This window comes from Pseudoalteromonas sp. BSi20311, assembly GCF_000239875.1.
Taxonomy (GTDB): Bacteria; Pseudomonadota; Gammaproteobacteria; order Enterobacterales; family Alteromonadaceae; genus Pseudoalteromonas.
Genome location: NZ_BADU01000158.1, coordinates 1 through 18,736, shown reverse-complemented (window position 1 = coordinate 18,736; position 18,736 = coordinate 1). Strand labels below are relative to the sequence as shown.

General features: G+C 38.7%; 15 protein-coding genes. 7 read left to right on the top strand and 8 right to left on the bottom strand.

Annotated elements, in window-relative coordinates; all coding sequences use genetic code 11:
* Positions 1 to 39: 39 nt before the first annotated feature.
* From kynU to P20311_RS16755, 4 genes are all read right to left on the bottom strand, one after another.
* On the bottom strand, positions 40 to 1,275 hold the full coding sequence (gene kynU / locus P20311_RS16770) for a kynureninase (RefSeq protein WP_008115112.1): 1,236 nt from the start codon (positions 1,273 to 1,275) through the stop codon (positions 40 to 42).
* Between the two features lie 2 nt (positions 1,276 to 1,277).
* Positions 1,278 to 2,066 (bottom strand): S9 family peptidase, encoded by a 789-nt coding sequence (locus P20311_RS16765; RefSeq protein ID WP_008115111.1) that lies wholly within the window; start codon positions 2,064 to 2,066, stop codon positions 1,278 to 1,280.
* 165 nt (positions 2,067 to 2,231) lie between these two features.
* On the bottom strand, positions 2,232 to 3,533 hold the full coding sequence (locus P20311_RS16760) for an amidohydrolase family protein (RefSeq protein ID WP_008115110.1): 1,302 nt from the start codon (positions 3,531 to 3,533) through the stop codon (positions 2,232 to 2,234).
* A 234-nt stretch (positions 3,534 to 3,767) separates the two neighbouring features.
* On the bottom strand, positions 3,768 to 5,411 hold the full coding sequence (locus P20311_RS16755; protein ID WP_083830252.1) for a methyl-accepting chemotaxis protein: 1,644 nt from the start codon (positions 5,409 to 5,411) through the stop codon (positions 3,768 to 3,770).
* Between the two features lie 328 nt (positions 5,412 to 5,739).
* Between P20311_RS16755 and P20311_RS16750 the strand changes: the two genes are divergently transcribed.
* The 3 genes from P20311_RS16750 (at position 5,740) to P20311_RS16740 (ending at position 10,221) form a co-directional block, all read left to right on the top strand.
* A complete protein-coding gene (locus tag P20311_RS16750) occupies positions 5,740 to 7,434 on the top strand; it encodes a sensor domain-containing diguanylate cyclase (RefSeq protein WP_008115108.1) in 1,695 nt (564 codons plus the stop codon).
* 148 nt (positions 7,435 to 7,582) lie between these two features.
* Positions 7,583 to 9,763 (top strand): response regulator, encoded by a 2,181-nt coding sequence (locus P20311_RS16745; RefSeq protein ID WP_008115107.1) that lies wholly within the window; start codon positions 7,583 to 7,585, stop codon positions 9,761 to 9,763.
* Positions 9,764 to 9,912: 149 nt separating this feature from the next.
* Complete coding sequence (locus P20311_RS16740; protein ID WP_008115106.1) at positions 9,913 to 10,221, top strand: hypothetical protein; 309 nt, start codon at positions 9,913 to 9,915, stop codon at positions 10,219 to 10,221.
* 23 nt (positions 10,222 to 10,244) lie between these two features.
* Here the strand turns inward: P20311_RS16740 and P20311_RS16735 are convergent, their stop codons facing one another.
* Positions 10,245 to 10,838, bottom strand: a complete 594-nt coding sequence (locus P20311_RS16735; RefSeq protein WP_008115103.1) for an ACP phosphodiesterase — start codon at positions 10,836 to 10,838, stop codon at positions 10,245 to 10,247.
* A gap of 264 nt (positions 10,839 to 11,102) precedes the next feature.
* Here P20311_RS16735 and P20311_RS16730 point away from each other — a divergent pair, with 264 nt between their 5' ends.
* The 4 genes from P20311_RS16730 (at position 11,103) to P20311_RS16715 (ending at position 16,174) form a co-directional block, all read left to right on the top strand.
* Complete coding sequence (locus P20311_RS16730; RefSeq protein WP_008115101.1) at positions 11,103 to 11,483, top strand: hypothetical protein; 381 nt, start codon at positions 11,103 to 11,105, stop codon at positions 11,481 to 11,483.
* 456 nt (positions 11,484 to 11,939) lie between these two features.
* The gene (locus tag P20311_RS16725) at positions 11,940 to 13,616 is read left to right on the top strand and encodes an amidohydrolase (RefSeq protein ID WP_238529460.1); all 1,677 of its coding nucleotides are present in this window, start codon (positions 11,940 to 11,942) and stop codon (positions 13,614 to 13,616) included.
* Between the two features lie 324 nt (positions 13,617 to 13,940).
* A complete protein-coding gene (locus tag P20311_RS16720; RefSeq protein ID WP_008115097.1) occupies positions 13,941 to 15,500 on the top strand; it encodes a sensor histidine kinase in 1,560 nt (519 codons plus the stop codon).
* Positions 15,497 to 16,174: a response regulator transcription factor gene (locus P20311_RS16715; RefSeq protein WP_008115095.1), complete on the top strand. Its 678-nt coding sequence runs from the start codon at positions 15,497 to 15,499 to the stop codon at positions 16,172 to 16,174. Before P20311_RS16720 ends, P20311_RS16715 begins: the two co-directional genes overlap by 4 nt.
* A gap of 42 nt (positions 16,175 to 16,216) precedes the next feature.
* Here P20311_RS16715 and P20311_RS16710 read toward each other — a convergent pair whose 3' ends face one another.
* The 3 genes from P20311_RS16710 to P20311_RS19370 all read right to left on the bottom strand — a co-directional run.
* Positions 16,217 to 17,095, bottom strand: a complete 879-nt coding sequence (locus tag P20311_RS16710; protein ID WP_008115093.1) for a delta-class carbonic anhydrase — start codon at positions 17,093 to 17,095, stop codon at positions 16,217 to 16,219.
* Positions 17,096 to 17,941: 846 nt separating this feature from the next.
* Complete coding sequence (locus P20311_RS16700; RefSeq protein WP_008115091.1) at positions 17,942 to 18,439, bottom strand: hypothetical protein; 498 nt, start codon at positions 18,437 to 18,439, stop codon at positions 17,942 to 17,944.
* A 24-nt stretch (positions 18,440 to 18,463) separates the two neighbouring features.
* Positions 18,464 to 18,736, bottom strand: a 273-nt coding sequence (locus tag P20311_RS19370; RefSeq protein WP_036985281.1) for a hypothetical protein, incomplete at its 5' end; no start/stop codon positions are given.

The following is an 18,736-nucleotide window of genomic DNA, read 5'->3' as shown; positions in this document are numbered from 1 at the left end:
TTATTGCTTAGCAACATGACCAATAATGACTTTTTAACACTATGTCACTTTACCCGCTAAATTAAAACGTGGCTGGGTATATAGCTGGGTTTTAACCACCTCAGCTAAAATAGTTACTGCTTGGTAAATATCTTCAAACGAGGTGTAAAGAGGTGTAAAACCAAAGCGTAAAATATTAGGCGCACGAAAATCTGCAATCACCCCTTTTTCAATTAACGCTTGGCATATAGCAAATGCGTCGGTATGTGAAAACGCTAATTGGCTGCCTCTTTGGCTCGAATTCTCAGTAGAACATAAATGCAAATCACGTAAGCATGAATGTGTTTGTACTAATTTAATAAATACGTCGGCAAGTGCAATCGACTTTTCTCTTATTTTTGAAATATCTACATCTTGCCATACATCAAGCGCAGCATCTAAAGCACTCATAGCAATCACACTGGGTGTGCCACATAAATACTGATTTATATTGTTAGCACGTTGATATTTTGCATCAAAAGCAAATGGTTTGGCATGACCCATCCAGCCTGATAAGGGTTGTTTTACAGCAGCTTGGTGGCGTTTTGCTACATATAAAAACGCAGGCGAACCAGGGCCGCCATTTAAGTATTTATAGCCACAACCAACAGCAAAGTCAGCATTACAGTCATCAAGTTCAACCGGTATAGCACCTGCACTATGGGCTAAATCCCATATCACCAAAACGCCTTTTTCATGAGCTAGCTGGGTGATTTTGTGCATATCCAACAATTTACCGGTCCTAAAGTTCACTTGTGTTAACAGTAATACTGCCACTGAATCATTTAGGCTTTGTTCAATATTTTGCTCTGAGACGAGTTTTAGCTGACATAAATCGGGGCCTAATAATTCACTTAACCCTTGTACCATGTATAAGTCAGTAGGAAAGTTATCCTCGGTAGATAACACCACGTTACGCTCAGAGTTTAACGATAGCGCACTACTTAATAGTTTAAATAAATTAACCGAAATAGAATCACAACAAATAACTTGGCCTTTGTCGGCACCAATAATAGGCGCTATTTTCTCCCCTACCTGAGTAGGTAAATCAATCCATTGGTGATCATTCCAACTTCTAATTAGGTGACTACCCCATTGCTGGCTTACCACCTCTGCTACGCGCGACTTTACTGCTTTAGGCAAAGCACCTAATGAATTACCATCGAGATAAATAGTGTCTGCGGGTAAATCAAATTCGTCACGCTTGTGAGCCAGCTTATCCGCTTTATCAAGCGCTATAATCTCATTAAAATTCATTGTTACATCTCATTCAAATTTTGTATTAGTGTATTAAATGCAGCTGATCCCGGATGGATCCAATCAAAATGCCCCACGCCTTCTAACATAACAACTGGACGTTTAAGCTGTTCTAAATTAAAAGCAGGCACGATGGCATCTTGGCCACCTTGTAAAATAATGCTTTGCGGATGAAGCGATTGCTCACTCGGGTTAGCTTGCGTGTATGCCTTAGGTTTATCGGTTGGCATACCTTGCATAAAATCTTGAGTCACTTTTTGACAACTATTATCACCACGCGCATACGCTTTTATATCAGTAATAGGGGCCAAGCCAATAACCCCTTTAAGCTGGCTTATTTCACCACCAGCAAGCAATGCTAAATGCCCACCTGCCGAATGCCCTACCGCAACTGATCCCGCTAATTTAAACTCGCCATTATTGTAAGTACTTGCCGCTAAAATACCGGCTTTAACATCATTAAACGTTGCAGGCCAGCCACCACCGCTTGCACCGCTTCTTCTATACTCTAAAGACCATACATTAAAGCCAGCTTGTGCAAGCCCCGTACTTAACGCATACGTGTGTTTAATATCGTACTCACTCAACCAACAACCACCATGGAGTAAAATAACTAATGGCGTTTGCACCAGTGTTTGCTTTGCACGCCAAAGTAATGCGTACTGTGACTCATCACTGCCGTAGGCTACTTTTTCATCAGCTGAGTTATACCCAAGCGAAGCCACACTTGCGTATGCAACATTATTATCTACATCAGGAAATTTAACCTGCTGCGCGGTGGCGTTGACCAAAAAAGGCCATACAGAAAAAATAAAACTACTAAGTTTTTCAAAATAAAGTACTTCCTTTTATAACCTTAAAAGCGATATAACTGAAAACGCTGGCAGTCGTTTATAAATGTTCTATACGACTTACCAGCGCTATTACGTCATTATTAATAAAATAAATCGAATGATTTATTGTTGTTTAAAAACCGTGCCTTCTTTCATAACAAAATCAACATCCAATAAAGCACTTATATCACTTAATGGGCTGGTGTCTAAGGCAATAATATCAGCAAACTTACCAGCTTCTATAGTGCCTAAGCTATGATTCATATCAATTAAATCAGCCGCGTTAACCGTTGCCGACTTTAAGATATCAGCAGGAGTCATACCCGCTTGGTACATTAATACCGCTTCTTGTGCGTTAATGCCGTGCTTAGATACGCCACTGTCGGTACCAAATGCAATGTTAACCCCCGCCTTATAAGCCTTAGTAAAATTATTTAGCATATCGCCACCAACCTTGATTGCTTTGCTTTTAATGGCTTCAGACATAAAATCAGAGTTATTGGCTAAGTTAACCACCGTATCGCCAGCAAGTAACGTAGGCACAAGGTAAGCACCTGTCTCTTTAAATAGTTTAATACCTTCATCGTCGGTGTAACTACCGTGCTCTATACTATCAACGCCCGCACGTAATGCTGCGTTAATACCTTGGGCAGCATGGGCATGACTAGCTACTTTCCGCCCTAAACCATGTGCGGTATCAACAACTGCTTTGAGCTCATCGTCTTGCATTTGCTGACCTGTACCGGTAGTCGTATCCGAAAGCACCCCACCAGTAGATGCGACTTTAATTAAATCAGCTCCATACTTGATTGCGTAGCGAGTTTTTTTGCGACACTCTATTGCACCATCACACACTGTGGGCGGTGTTTTCATCGTGAGTAGGTCTGGGCTCATACCATCAACATCTAAGTGCCCGCCGGTAATAGTAACGCCAGCACCAGCAATAATTCGAGGGCCACTTATCCATCCTTTGGCCACCCCATTTCTTAGTGCATACATTTGCTCACTTTGACTGCCTACATCACGCACTGTAGTAAAACCCGCCAGAAGGGTTTTGTTAGCAAAATGCACACTGCGCATTGCTACATCTGCATCAGACATTTCCACCAGCTCTTTTTTGTTATCTGGCCCAAGCTCACCTTGTAAATGCACATGCATATCCATGAGTCCTGGCATAACAAAGCTGGTCGATAAATCGATTAGCTGAGCATTTTCACCAAAACGGTTGATAGGTAAAAAACCCGCTGATACCGAAACTATTTTGCCATTCTCTATTACTACGGTTTGTTTTTGTTGTGGTTTTTCTCCGGGAATAGCTAGCAACTCTCCTGCATGAATCACTTTAGTATCCGCATGTGCATTAGTAGCAACGATGTTGACTGCGAAAAAAAACGAGGTAACCACACTCAATCGAAATATGCTCATTAAACTCTCCAATGAATCGTCATTCGTTAATAACAACGAAACAACGTTAAAATATTGTTATATCACTAATACCTTATCAGGAAAGTTATAAAAACAAACCACTATCATACTTTTATTACAAAAAACGGCTGAAAGTCAGACTATTAAAACAAAAAAGCAGCACGCCTAATTGGTCGTGCTGCTTTTAAACATCGCAATTAAAAATAAACCTTACATCGTTTCCTGGGCCTAAAGTTAAACTTTAAAGAAGGCAATTTCTTTTTTAAGCGAACCAGACAAATCAGTAAGTACTTTAGTTGCCGTGTCATTTTTATTCATCGATTCAATGGTTTCTTCAGACATTACCGCAACCTGCTCCATTGCAGCACTAAATTCAGTTACCACTTGAACTTGTTCGGATGCCGCGCTCGACACATGCTTCACCAAGTTCAACGAGTCCATTGCTTGTTCCTCAATGTGTTTGAGTAAATCTGTTGCCTGCATAATTTTTGCTTTGCCGTTTTCAACCTGTGGCTGCGTTGTCTCCATAGCACTTACAGATGCTGCCGTTTGAGTTTGCACATCGTTAATCATAATCTCAATTTGTGAGGTAGCTTCACCGGTACGTTGTGCTAACTGGCGTACTTCGTCTGCAACAACGGCAAAACCGCGTCCCGACTCACCCGCTCTTGCAGCTTCTATTGCGGCATTAAGAGCCAGCAAATTAGTCTGCTCAGAAATACCACTGATCACACTCGCAATGCCGCCTATTTGTTTTGTATTTTCAGCTAATAACCTTATTTGCTCTACCGTTTCATCAACGGTGGTCGCTATGCGTTCCATTTCGGTAGCGGCGGCATTCACCACTTTACGACCTTCCATTGCATAGTTAGCGGTTTGCTCTGAATTAGTCTCTGTTTGTGCTGCAATATCAGCCACTTTATCAATGCTAGCGCTCATACTGCTTAATTGTGAGGCTGTTTGAGTAGTTAATTGAGCTTGTTGCTGCGCACCATTTAGTACCAAAGTAGAACCATCAGACACTTCTTCTACTTTGTCTTGTAGTTTGTTAGACGCATAAATAATATTCTTTGCGATACTGGTCAACTTTGTGCTCATGGTATCTAACGAATCAAGAATACTGCCTGTGTGAGGTGTTTTTAAACTCTTGGTTAAATCACCGTCTGCCAATACAGCTATAACTTGCTGTGCTTCATTAGGCTCACCGCCTAGGGTCGCTCTGAGGCTTTTATCAATAAGTATACCCACAGCAACAGAGAAACTGATCGCGATAGCGCTCAGTATCAGCATAAAGTTTTCAAATGTTCCGGCAACGTCTCTTGCTTGAGGTGTCGCTATTTGGTTTTGATCTTCCTGAAAATCAATAAACTGATTGATAGTATTAAGCCAATTAATAAAAGCAGGTCGAGCTTCATCAAGCACCTTTTCATCAACCGGCTGACCAGCCTTTTTCATTGCAATAATTGTCTCCACAATAGGCAACGTTTTTGCCTGAATAGCCTCAATACGGCGTAAAATATCACGCTCTTTTGCTGTAAATATCGTGTCGTTATTTATCATTTGCCTCATCTGAGTTTCAGATTCAGCATAAAATCCTTCTAATCTTTTGATTTCCTTTTCATATTCTCTAACCCTTGCGTCATTATTTGCAATAGCTATATCTCTAATGGCAATAGCACGGTCATGCACACTGCCTCTAAAGTTAATAGCGTAGCGTTGCTTTACTGAGTTTACATCAGTGATTTTTGCTAGGGTTCTATCGATATAGTTCACACGATTAATACCTTGCGCAGTCAGAAGAACTAACAACGCTAGTACAATTCCAAAACCAATAGAGAGTCTTGCCCGAATGGACAATGACGAAAAGAAGTTCAACATAAATAGGCTCAATTAAAAGTGATAGGCACTTATACGAATGTTATCAAAAAATAGCCTTCTTTCTTATCAAATAAGTTGAAAACAATACAAAAGAACCATTTTTAATTGCAAAAAACGCAAACTATTAAAAAAAGCCAAACAATTGGTTTAAAAAGCAACCAAAAGCAAAAAGCAAATATCACTGTTCAATAACAATGATAGCAACGTAAGGTCAAAAACTTTTTAAACTCAAACCCAAAATGAAATTAGTTTTTTCATGCAGCTAAACCTGATAGGTGTGCCTATACTTAATCCAGGTGTTGTAATACTTTTCATATACAGGGAGCTTATGGATATTAAAGACATAAATATTGTGCTGCTAGAAAAGTGCAATTTTCTTTTAATGGTATTTGATAATAACGATCAGCTTAGTTACCTTTCTTCTAGGTGGTCAGAGCTCAATATTGCAGCTAAAAACATACCAACCATTAAAAGCTTTTATGGCTGTTGTACTACTGAAAGCAAAGCTCTATTACAACAACAAATTCTCGCACTAAAATCGCAACATAATGAGTTAGACCAATTTGATATTGAACTAACATTAGCAACCGATTACTCCATTAAACTAAATTGTTGCTTGCATAGCGTGCAGCAAAACCAGCGCCAATATATGGTTTTAATTTTTAACCAGCACTTTGCCCAAGTGTCGTCTGTTATTAGCAATAACGAATTACAAACCATCATAGAAAATGCCGGCGAAGTTTTAAAAGTGGGTTATTGGCAACTCGACTGTAACACAAGCCAATTATTTTGGACCGATGAAATTTACACCATTCATGGTGTTTCACCCAGTAACTATTCCCCTGAACTAGACACAGCAATAAATTTTTATCATGAAGACGATAAACCCAAAATAGCCCATGCGGTCGAGCAAGCTCTTGCGAGCGGGCAAGGGTGGAGCTGTATAAAGTTGCGTGTTTTAGGTAACGATCAACAAGAGCGCATTGTTATATCAAGCGGCAATGTATCAAGAAATAAAAACGGTGCAATCACTAAGTTATATGGCATTTTTCAAGATATATCGGGGAGTGAAAAAATCGCTCTAGAGCGGGACTTTTTAGTTACCGCACTCAAAGAAACTACGGTTGGGATGGTGATTGCCGATAAAGACAAGCGCGTTATTTGGGTAAATGGCTCATTTGAAAGAATAACAGGCTATACACTCAATCAAGTGGAAGGTAAAAAACTAGGTGCTATTTTACAAGGTGAAAAAACTGACGCCAACACAATAGAGCAACTTAAAATTCATCTTAAAAAAGGCATCCCTATTACCACCCGAATTTTAAACTATACACAAAGTGGGGACCCCTATTGGAATGAACTGGCCATATCACCCATTTTTAGAGACGGCAAAGTAGCTTATTATTTTGCTGTTCAAAACGACGTAACCAAAGAAATAAACATTGAGCATAAACTGATCGCGCTTAACACCAGTTTAGAGCAACGTATTCAGGCGCGTACTCAAGAACTCTCTTCACTTAATAAAGAGCTAGAAAAACAAGCAAATATAGACCCACTTACAGGCTGTTTAAATAGACGAACTTTATACAGATCACTCAGCGATGAACTATTAAAAACACAAAATAAAAACACCTATATTTCATTATTAATGCTCGACATAGACCACTTTAAAGCCATAAACGATAACTATGGTCATGAGGCTGGAGATTTAAGCTTAAAAGAGCTAACTAATACATTACGCTCTTTAACCAGGAAACATGACCTTGTATTTCGTCTGGGCGGCGAAGAGTTTTTAATTATTATGCCCAACACAAACAAAACCGAAGCCAAGCAAGCCGCAGAGCGAATTAAAAACACGATTAATCAACATAAAGTTTTCTATCGCGATAAAAACATTAGCTTTACAGTAAGTATTGGGCTGCTTACTCATGATGGCTCTATCAGCTTACAAAACAGCTTAAAATACGTTGATGACTATTTATACGAGGCAAAAACTAAAGGCCGTAATAGAATTGTTGATTGAACAGTTTTAAATCAATTAGTAAAAACTTAACTAGTCATATAAGCTAACTACTTGAGCATGATAATTTAATTGAATTTTACGCTAGCTCGAGCATTATTATTTTTATTCAATTACTCATTGTTAAGTACATCAAAAACAAGGTTACATAATGATAAAAGCGTCAACACCTAAAGATGAACTATCACGGCTAAAAGATTTATATGAGTATGACGTTTTAGACACTGAAGCTGAAAAATCCTTTGACGATTTAACCCAGCTTGCATCTGATATTTGTGAAACGCCAATCTCACTAATAAGTCTTGTTGATCCTGACAGGCAATGGTTTAAGTCAAAGCATGGTATTGATGTAGCCGAAACCGCACGAGATATCTCGTTTTGTTCTCACGCAATTCTAGAAAACCAAGTATTCGAAGTTCAAAATGCACTTACTGACACCCGCTTTCACGATAACCCTTTGGTTACAAACGACCCAAATATTCGTTTTTATGCAGGTGCACCTCTCATTACACCTAGAGGCAATGCTATAGGTACGTTATGTGTTATTAGCGATAAACCAAAAAAGCTTTCCAGCAAACAAATAAATGCTCTTACTGTTTTGAGCAAAGAGGTCATTGCGCAATTAGAGCTTAGGCTTAATAATAAAAAGTTAGTGATGGCATTAGAAAAACAAAAAAAACACAATAAAGAGCTAGAAAAGTTAAAAGAAGAAGCAGATACGGCCAATAACACAAAGAGTAAATTTTTGGCAAATATGACTCATGAGCTAAGAACCCCATTGCATGGGATTTTAAATTTAGCTGAATTTGGTATGACCGAAACCACAACAGAGGAAAAAGACAGCACCTTAAAAAGTATTTTAAAGTCAGCTCATTACTTATCAAATATTGTAAATGACATTTTAGACTTTTCTAAGATTGAGGCTGGCAAGTTAGAAATTGAACATATCCACTTCAACCTTAATGACGTTATTAGCGATGTAATAAAACCTCAGCTACAGCAAGCGTCTGCTAAAGGTATAAAGCTTATTACATCGGTAGATCCTAAAATAGCAGACAATTTAAAAGGCGATCCTCTTCGGATTTCGCAAATTTTAAATAACTTGTGCTCAAATGCGATTAAATTTACCAACTTTGGCCAAGTAGAGCTGAAGGTAAGTGTTAAAAGCACTACATTGCAAACACAAGTACTCACCTTTGAAGTTATTGATACAGGGCTTGGGATTAATGAGACTGTTCAAGAGCATTTATTTAAAGAATTTCACCAGGCAGATTCATCAACTTCAAGAGAATATGGGGGTACAGGTTTAGGCTTATCAATTTGCGCTCGTTTAAGTGAGTTAATGCAGGGGCAGCTTAGCTTTACCAGCAAAATAAATAATGGCTCCACGTTTACCTATGAGCAAAGCTTTGAGATTGCTTTGTTGCCATCAACCTCGAAGCAGAGCACTGATATAACAAACCTTCAAGGCAGTACTGTTTTAATTGCCGAAGATAACAAAATAAATCAGCTTATTATTGTTAAAATACTCAAAGCCCATAATGCTAATTTAATTATTGCAGAGAACGGTAAAGAGTGTGTCCAATACTTTAAAGAGCACCCTGTAGACTTAATTTTCATGGATATACAAATGCCTGAAATGGATGGGATAAAAGCTACTCAGGCTATTAGATTGCTTCCTACAGGTAAAACCGTTCCAATTATAGCTATGACAGCAAATACCTTAAAACAAGACATTGAGCATTATTTAGATATTGGTATGGATGGCTACTTAACTAAACCGTTTGATAAAGCTAGGCTCAATAGCTTACTCAATGTTTATAACCCTAGAAACCTTAACCTAAAGAACTTAGCAGTAAAAATTAGCGATCCTAATATTTCTAGTAACAGGAAGCTAAACCAAATATGCAAAGAGTTAAAAGCACTCATTCCCGGTGCAAATCGAGTCAGCCTGTGGCTATTTAATAAAGAATACAGTGCATTAAATTGCCTAATTTGCCTTGATGAAAATAATGACGTGTCCAATGGCACTGTTTTAACTGCAGAAGACTCACCTGCTTATTTCAATTATATTTTAACCAACCAAGTACTCGACGCCTCCGATGCTAGAAACAACGACGTAACTAAGCAGTTCACTAGCTCTTACTTTGAGCCACTCGATATATACTCTTTACTTGATTACATTTATATACTTGATAACAAACCGTTAGGTGTTATTTGTTGTGAAAGTGTAGGCTCAAAGATCACTTGGAGCCATACTGATAAAGAGTCGTTAATCAAAGTTGCTGATGTCACTAACTTGTTTTTATCAAAGCAGATTGAATCCACATGAGAAAATACACTCAAAAAAAATTAATGACTAATTATTAATTCACTCTCTATGTAGTTAACACCTAGGTTAACGTTGTTAGCTGCCTACAAGCTTAGGTATAATGATCTATCTCGGCTGTGTTTATTAGCCTCTAAATTGGATCACCTCCCATGAAAAAACTATCTGCTGTGCAAGTAAAACAACAAGCACTTGTCCTCAATGTTGCTGATAAAATAGAAGCGCAAGGCCGGGCTGAAATCCCAGGCATGCTGCAATGCTGGTTTGATGTGGAATATCATTTATTTCCAGGCTCTTTACTGATGTGTTTTCAGTTTGAAAACCAACAAGCATTGACTGCTGCAGAGCCTGATTTATTAAAATGGCAAAAGCGTTTAAGCGCTGCCATGCTTAAAAAAGGCGTAATTTTAAAAGATATGCGTAAACATTTAGTGTTTACCTTAAAAGGGCCGGACGACTAAACCACTTATAGTGAAAGCGCACTCTACTTTGGTGTGCTTTCCAAATTAAACTCATTAACGTGCTTAATTAGCTCTGGGAAAAACGCCAAAAAAAGCCCATCTAGCTCATTGTAATGGCGAGATATATCTTCAGCAGCGCCAGAAAAAGTATTAGTAAAGCGAATTCGTTTAGCAATATTATCAAGCGCCAGCCCCACTCCATCAACGCTTTCGTACTCTTTAAACCAATCGTTTTGCGTCATACTAGTTACCACACGTTGCATTCGTGTAGGCATTACCGGTATACGCTTATCCAAAAGCCCATAACTGGTGTGCTTAAAATCAATTAATGATTGGTTATTAAACTGCCGCCAATGCTGAATAAGAAAATGATCAAACACCACATCAACAGCCACGCCTGCAAAGCGCCTGCGCTTAGGTGAAAAAAGCTGTTTTGCTTCTTTAACTAAAGGATGTGCGTCTGTAAATTTATCCACTAAATAATGATTATCTAGCGCACTTTTAACAGTTACCGGTATATGTGTTAACTGCCTTTGACCACCAAAATCTCCCAACAAATTCCCAAAGTGAGAATCAGCCGTAGGCTGTGCTAAATAAAGATGGGCTAAGTAATTCAAGGTGATCCTAGCAGTTGCTCAAAGTAATAAAATAATAACGCAGTTTTGAATAAAATTCATTTTAGAGAAGAACAGTATCTTTAACTTTATTCTTCAAAACTATCCAATCAATTACAATTGTATTTTATTAATTCAGTAAAGAGTCAGGCCAATTTTGTTATCACTGTTGCTGCATTTTTTGGTGCTGCATGAGTCATAAAACGTCTTGCTTAACCTTTAATACTAAATGCTATTTTTCATTGTAACCAAGGCTAATCACGTATTATGACAACGACTTTATTAAGCAATTCACAGCAAGTCGCACTGCAACAAGCACTATTCAACAGTAAACTGTTAAACAGTGCTAATTTAAAGAGTGATAACCCACCATCACTTGAGCACAAAGCCTATAGCGATATCGCCGTAATGCTCTATCGCTTTAATTTACAAAAAATAAAATGGCCCTCTTTTTTAAAAGCAGCCATAAGCGCAGCAAATAATGTATGCCAATGGTTAACCTGTGAACTTGTCAGATGCCAGCAAAGCTACAAAGCCCAATCTGATGAAGCAGTAAGCGTTGAACAAAGTGCATTTTTTTGTGGCGTTTTTAGCGAAGAGCTCGCCTACATTGAGGGTTTGCTAGGGAAAGATGATCACGCAGATTAAAAGCTAATAAACGTTTTAGATTAGGGTCTGTTGGCCTTTGCGGATTAATATTTGTTCAAACTAGGGACAATTTAACCGCGGCACGAGGTTTGTAACCTAGTGGGCTAAGTAAAAATCGCAAAGCTTCCGCGTCCTGCTCACGCCCCTTACCACCATTCATGTAGGCAACAAAGAGTAAATCGCCCCCGGGTAACACCCTTTGGGCAGCGCGTGTTTGGTATTTATGCGCGTTATCAGATATTTATGAGGAATAGCCTCGCACCACTGGCTTAGAATTGCCTAGAAAAACAAACACACCGCTGAAGATTTAACCTCTAAAGACAACTGGCCCTAGTCTCTATCTTGTTTTCTTATACTTACTATTTTGCTTTTGTTACTTTGTTTCTCTAGTTTTTATCTAACGCAAAACAAATCACTCACTATATTCACGATAACTGTGGGATACGAAAGGAATAAATGATGAGCCGAATTCCCTTTTTAACACTGATAGCGAGTTTAATTATAAGCTCGAATGGAATGGCTGTTGAAAAAGCCGATATGATCTTAACAAACGCAAAAATTCACGGTCATGAAAACGCTAATGCAATTGCAATTTATGATGGAAATATCTTGTTCGTAGGTAAAGAATCTGATGCTAAAAAATATAGTAATCAAAAAACTGAAGTTATCGATCTCGAACATGCGTATGTAATGCCCGGTTTTATTGATAACCATAACCATGTATTTGAAGCTGCTTCTGAAGCGGGTGGTAACTGTGAGCTCAGTATGAGTGCTACACTTGAAGGCCAAATTCCTTACTTAAAAGCTTGCAGTAAAAATAGCAAGTCCAAAGGGTGGCTGATGGGATATGGTTTTTCGTTAGATGCCATTATCAATGAATATAATACTCAAACACCTTTGGAGGTGATCGACCGTATTTTTCCTGTTCGTCCTGTTGTGATAATGGAGCAAACTTCACATTCAATGTGGGTCAACTCTGCAGCACTAGAACTTGCAGGTATCACTAAAAATTCACCTGAGCCACAAGGCGGAAAGATTCTTAAAGATCCAGACAACGGTGAACTTAACGGCATCTTATTTGATAATGCTGGCGATATCGTGATGGAGATGGCCTGGAACAGTCTAGAGGATCAATTTGAGCAAAGCTATGACGGCTTAATAGCAGGTCTTGAAGAATCAGCATCATATGGCATTACGACTATTGGTGACGGACGGCTCTATTGGAAACGCGGCTGGTATGAAGTATGGAAGCAAGCAGAAAAAGACGACAACTTAACTGCCCGAGTATCAATGCGCCCATGGATTTATCCTGCCGATTCGATGGGACCTCAGTTAGCCTTTCTGAAAAAAATTCAATCAAGTGATACATCTAGCCTGCTATTAGTTGATCAAGTAAAAATATATAGCGATGGTATTACGATCAATGGCACAGCGAAAACGTTAGCACCGTATTTAGATACTTACATACCAGATGAACCTTACGGTATTAATTATATTTCACCTAGCCAAATAAAAACTTGGTTAGATGCACTGGATAAAATCGGTTATAGCGCACATATTCATGCGATTGGAGACGGGGCTGTTCGTGAGTCGCTTAACGCAGTTGAACATGCGCGCGGTAACGGTTCAACCAAGCCGTACACTCTTACCCATGTTGAGCTTGTAGACCCAGAGGATGTCAATCGCTTTGCTAAGTTGAATGTAACCGCTGATTTTCAAGTCGGTTCTGAGTACGTTGTTACTCATGATCATTCATGGGCTAAAATCTTTTTAGGTGCAAAAAGAGCCAACTCATTGATGAACCTTAGAGCTATCTTTAATACTGGGGCGAATTTAACACTAAGCAGTGACTGGAATGTTCATGAGTTAAATCCGCTTGTTGGTATCGCGAATAGTTTAAGAATGGGGAATACGGGACTTCCTAATATAAAAGCTGCTATTGATGCATATACCATCAACGCTGCAGTGAGTCTTGGAATAGAAGACATTACAGGCTCTATTAACGTAGGAAAATCAGCAGATTTTGCTATTTTAGAGAAAAATATTACACGTTTGTCTCCCGATGATATAGCAAAGACGAAACTCTTAATGACTGTATTGCAAGGCGATATAGTATTTAGCGCTGAAGAGTAAATAGTTAAGTGCAGAGACTGAGCTACACCTTTTAATAAAATACAGCGGGTCTTCCTTTTGGCTTTAATTATGTAACCCTACAGTAAAATCAGAATCGATTTAAGTGGGTTTTCCGCTAGAGAAGTAGGGTCACTCATAGATTTTATAACGAGAGCTCTAGCTAAAAGAAGAGTAAACAGAAATGAGTCAGTAGAGCTCACTTATTTGGCTTTTCAAAAGGGAAAGTCAAAACTCAAGGCCTGAGCTCACAACTGAGTTGCGCTATTGCTATGGCTAAGCCCTGCATGTAACCTAGTTAAGATTTTTTCAAACCAGTCAATCAGCATGTACAAGCGTAAATTATTTTATTTTGGCCTAACCACCGCGTTTATTTTATTTTTAGCATTGTTAAGCACTGCTATTTCTGCACACTTGACGCGTGAAAACTTACACCAAAGTAACATTGCACAGTCGTTACTGGTAGAACACGAAAAGTTATCGAGTATTTCATATCGACTGTTTAAACAACTCACAGATGAAATTATTTTTGGACGAAATGCTAACCAAGCTTATGTTCGAAAAAAACAAAACTTAATTCAGCAGTCTATCAGTCAAATACGAAAACTAGAGCAGGAACAACGTGATGCGCTTGGCCTATCTTTTACAAAAGGAAGCGTAGAAGATACCGATGAACTGGTAAGACTGATCGATGAAATAACCGTTGAGTTTAGGGCCGTAGTAGTTAGCGACAATAAAGCTCCGCTTAGTCAACAAGCACAGCTTCGCCGACTGCTAGAAGTAACTATTGATGACCAATTTAGAGAAGCCATTAATTCTGCTGTTTCCAGACAAACTCATGTTGTAGCTGCAATTAACGCTCGAATTGATGCTCTCAACACCACTATTTTATGGTTTGCATTAGGCTTAGGAGCATTATCCATACCACTGATACTGTATGGCTGTTACTGGCTTTTTAATCAGCTGTATCAACCCCTTATACTGATTGCAAATGCAACCAATTCTATTGCTCTTGGTCATTATCAAAAACCCATATCGGTTACGCTAGATGATGAATTTGAAGAGCTTGCAACATCAATCAACCAACTCGCTTTAAGGCTTCAAGCTCATGAAGAAAATGCGGCGAAGTCACGAAAACAGTTAGAATTAGAAGTAAAGCAGCGCACCAGTGAACTCACTGAAGCAAATTTACAACTCACCAAAATTGATTCACGCCGCCGGCAATTTATCGCTGACGTTTCACATGAGTTACGAACCCCATTAACAATTATTCGTGGCGAGGCACAAGTCACCCTAAGAATGCACTCTGTTTCTGAAGATGACTATAATCAAACTTTAAGTTCCATACTTGAGCAAGCTGTAAATTTAAGCCGCTTAGTGGATGATTTATTGCTACTCACTCGTGCCGAGATGAATCAGCTGAATTTAGAAGTGGCGCCCGTGCAGATAATGCCATTACTTCAGTCAGAAGTCGCAAAATGGAAAAAGCTTGAGGTTAACCGTGCGATCACATTAATAGCAGCGCCTGATTTAAATGACGTGATTGCCACCATTGATAAACAAAGATTACAGCAAGTACTTTCAATCTTGATTGACAATGCCATCAAATATTCAAAGGCCAATCAAGCAGTAGAAGTATCGCTAACAAAGTCTGATTCATTACTGACAATTGCAATTAAAGACAATGGCGAAGGCATATCAGCCGCCGAAGTTGATAATATATTTGAACGGTTTGTCCGATTTAGTAAACATAATGAAGGGCTCGGGCTCGGTCTTCCTATCGCAAAAGTGATTGTCGAGGCTCACGGCGGCAGTATAGTGGTAGAGTCATCTCAAGGGCAAGGCTCGATATTTTCAATCATTTTACCTATTGAGGACATAACATGAATATACTGTTGGCTGACGATGAAGTGCCTCTTCTTAATTTTTTATCACGAGGCCTTAAGGCTGAAGGCTACACATGCACAAGTTTACATGAACTTCATGAAGTGCTTCCGTCAATAAAGAAAAACGCACCACAAATAGTGATTCTAGACAGGCTGTTTGGTGCTGCCGATAGTCTATCGATACTAGAATCAATAAAAACATTACCTAACCCACCGATGGTATTAATGCTAACAGCTTTAGATGAAGTGCCTGAACGTGTCAAAGGCCTTGAAATGGGGGCTGACGATTATCTGTGTAAACCATTTGATTTCGATGAGTTATTAGCTCGGGTATTAGCGTTGAAACGACGCATGAATGCCCCCCAACAAACAGTACCACCAACCATACGCGTTGGTAATTTAGAGTTAGCATTACAAGAGCGAATAGCGTTACTCAATGGTGAAGAATTAGCACTGACTAAAATAGAGTTTGAGTTACTACTATATTTTACTGAAAACCAAAATAAAGTCCTTTCAAGGGAGCGAATATTAAGTCGCGTATGGCAAACCTATAGTGACCCTAACACCAATATCATCGATGTTTACGTCAGCAGATTAAGAAAAAAGTTAGAAAAAGATCCCTTATTAGTGATCCAAACATTACGCGGTAATGGTTACCGTATTGGGTTAAAGTAGCGCGAACTAACAATTGTTAGCTCGTGCTTTGCAATAGCTTGATCACTTAACAATTGGTGAAAGTAATTTAGGATTTTGAACCAAATTACGTACACCATGAGCATGGTCTTCATTAAATTCATTATCATCACACCATTTACCCACACTGTTAATATCAACAACAGCAACTTGGGGTCTAACACTCCAGCTAACTTGTAATGGTGATGCTTTTTTATTGTATCCAGGTCCGGTTGTTGAACCTAAGTACTCAACTGCTACTCCCGTATTAATAGGTATATTTGGCGCTTGGTAATAGCCATTAACTTGCTCAATGTCCGTGAGATCATCAAAATCCAGTGCATACTTATCGTTTGCTAACACAATAACCTGCCCTTCAACTCTAAGACTTGGATTCATTGTGCTTTCAGTTAAGCATGCACCAAGCGTTGGTGCAGGTTTAACTTGCGCTGAAGAATACACAAAATGTACCTCAAGTGTGTCACCAACCTGAAGTGAATTGCCCTTGGCAGCGCATATTTTTGCTTTAACAGGTGCTAACTGTGCAGCAGTTAACTTTCCATTATAAACGTAACCGGTATTAGTACCTTTGCCGTCACCATTTCCAGCATAAGTGGTAAATTCCCCCCCTTTGTGTTCAGCGTTTTTATGGAAATGGATATTACATAAATTTAGATTACTGCGATTAGGCGCTTCAGCAAAATTACGTAAATTAGTGCCATAGTCTTGATCAATATCGCGAGGCGACTGCGGGCCAAACCCCTTACCCTCAGTATTTTTTTGTAACATCTCTCGTTGTTCAGCAATAACACTGTCAGCGACAGATTTGGCATAAACTGTACCTGTTGTTAAAACCATTGCAGACAAAGCAACAGCATAGGTACTGTTGCAAAAAATCAGCTTTTTCGTATTGGTGGCTTTCATTTTCATTCCTTATGTATAACTTGAACAATGAATGTGAGGCAGTAAATTTAAATTCATTATTCCAATGCATTGCTTTATTACTCGCCACACTCAAACTTAGCTGATAGCACCGTAATAAAAGTGTGATAGCAAGGGCATGCAACCATTACTATGATATTTACTCAATCCGTTATAAAACTAACTGCCCCACAAATATAAATTGGGCTATGGATAGGTATGTTATTGAAAATATCTAAAAAAGACTTTGCGGGAAGATTAAAATTAGATTAAAAATAGTATGTAATATAAACAAATTCTGTATTTTAAGGTCTATCGGTTTAGAGCTTGCTACTTGCTAAAGCCAAGCTTCAATCTCGCGTTTACCTCCCCCGTCATCACGCCCTGAAAATAAGCAATTGATGAGTAATGTCGCGCATGGATGCGCGATAAGGCGAAACTAGGCCATGGATGGCCTATCTTCGCCGTTTACGTTCACATCAATTAATTATTTGAAGGATTAAGCGTGATGCTCGGGTGCGCTGGGAGAGTCCAGAGAGGGGTCAGCGGCAGCCCCTCTTTGGCTGCCGTCGCCAGCGCGACAAAACCTTGAATAAGGTTTCTAAATTCTAGAAGTGCGAAACGCACTAACTCTATCGGTGGTGAAAACCTAAAACACTAATCGAGTTTGCGCCCACGCGCCAGCAAGCTGTGCGTCTAAAATGTTTAAACACACACAAAAAAGCCGTTGCATTGCTGCAACGGCTTTTGTAGCTTTGATAAGTGTTAGTCTCGTATGTGTGAGCCCGAAGACATAGCAAAATAGATTGCGGTCGCCGTACACGTTACAAATACTGATTTGAGTTACTCTCATTTGTTTTTGTGACTAAAGCTTTTTAAGTATTCCATTTGCTTTTTCTGCCGTCTTTTAAGCCTTTTAATAACATTAACACTCACCTTTAAATACTTACTCTTAAAAAATAGCAATATCAATGAATTAAAAATTATAAATAAAACTGAAAGCTCTAAACCATTAAATGAACGTTCATTTTTTTGCTCAAATATTAAACCCAAAATATAAATGAGGGGCACAGCTATAGAGCACTCAGCAACTGAGCGGTAAACTTTAATAACCCAGTTTCTACCTGCAGATATGAGCGCTCCAAGAAAGATAAACACACATATGCCAATAAAAAAAACGATAACTCTAGGCCCAAGCTCATTCATAGCATCGTAAGGCCAAAGCATAACTAACATTGTAAATGCTAATGATGAGTAGCTAATAACACTTGATACTATAGCTAAAGCACAAGCTAAACTGTACTTTAATTTTGATATTGAATTACTCTGTAAGCTAGCAGCCGTCATTCCTCTTACCATCACCTAAAACCATTATTCAAATAATACAGATGAAAACATTAATAGTGCGCAAAGCATAAAAATTACAAAATACACTTTAAATAATCTCGAGACGTGAGCTGGTACCTTGTTTCTATCACTTAATAAATTATACCGTTTTGCATACCAATCAAATAAAAATACGCTGCCATAATGAAGTAAACCATGAAGCGCCATAAAAATATTTAGGGAATAGTAGCGATTTCCATGTTCTAAAATATCTTCAACCGTTCTGAGCTTTTTTGCTTTTAAATAAAAAGCTAAAGG

Coding starts and splice junctions, on each gene's coding strand:
- P20311_RS16745 (WP_008115107.1), top strand. CDS start 7,583: ATGATAAAAGCGTCAACACCTAAAGATGAACTATCACGGCTAAAAGAT.
- P20311_RS16700 (WP_008115091.1), bottom strand. CDS start 18,439: ATGACGGCTGCTAGCTTACAGAGTAATTCAATATCAAAATTAAAGTAC.
- P20311_RS16755 (WP_083830252.1), bottom strand. CDS start 5,411: ATGTTGAACTTCTTTTCGTCATTGTCCATTCGGGCAAGACTCTCTATT.
- P20311_RS16750 (WP_008115108.1), top strand. CDS start 5,740: ATGGATATTAAAGACATAAATATTGTGCTGCTAGAAAAGTGCAATTTT.
- kynU (WP_008115112.1), bottom strand. CDS start 1,275: ATGAATTTTAATGAGATTATAGCGCTTGATAAAGCGGATAAGCTGGCT.
- P20311_RS16715 (WP_008115095.1), top strand. CDS start 15,497: ATGAATATACTGTTGGCTGACGATGAAGTGCCTCTTCTTAATTTTTTA.
- P20311_RS16730 (WP_008115101.1), top strand. CDS start 11,103: ATGACAACGACTTTATTAAGCAATTCACAGCAAGTCGCACTGCAACAA.
- P20311_RS16760 (WP_008115110.1), bottom strand. CDS start 3,533: ATGAGCATATTTCGATTGAGTGTGGTTACCTCGTTTTTTTTCGCAGTC.
- P20311_RS16710 (WP_008115093.1), bottom strand. CDS start 17,095: ATGAAAGCCACCAATACGAAAAAGCTGATTTTTTGCAACAGTACCTAT.
- P20311_RS16720 (WP_008115097.1), top strand. CDS start 13,941: ATGTACAAGCGTAAATTATTTTATTTTGGCCTAACCACCGCGTTTATT.
- P20311_RS16740 (WP_008115106.1), top strand. CDS start 9,913: ATGAAAAAACTATCTGCTGTGCAAGTAAAACAACAAGCACTTGTCCTC.
- P20311_RS16725 (WP_238529460.1), top strand. CDS start 11,940: ATGATGAGCCGAATTCCCTTTTTAACACTGATAGCGAGTTTAATTATA.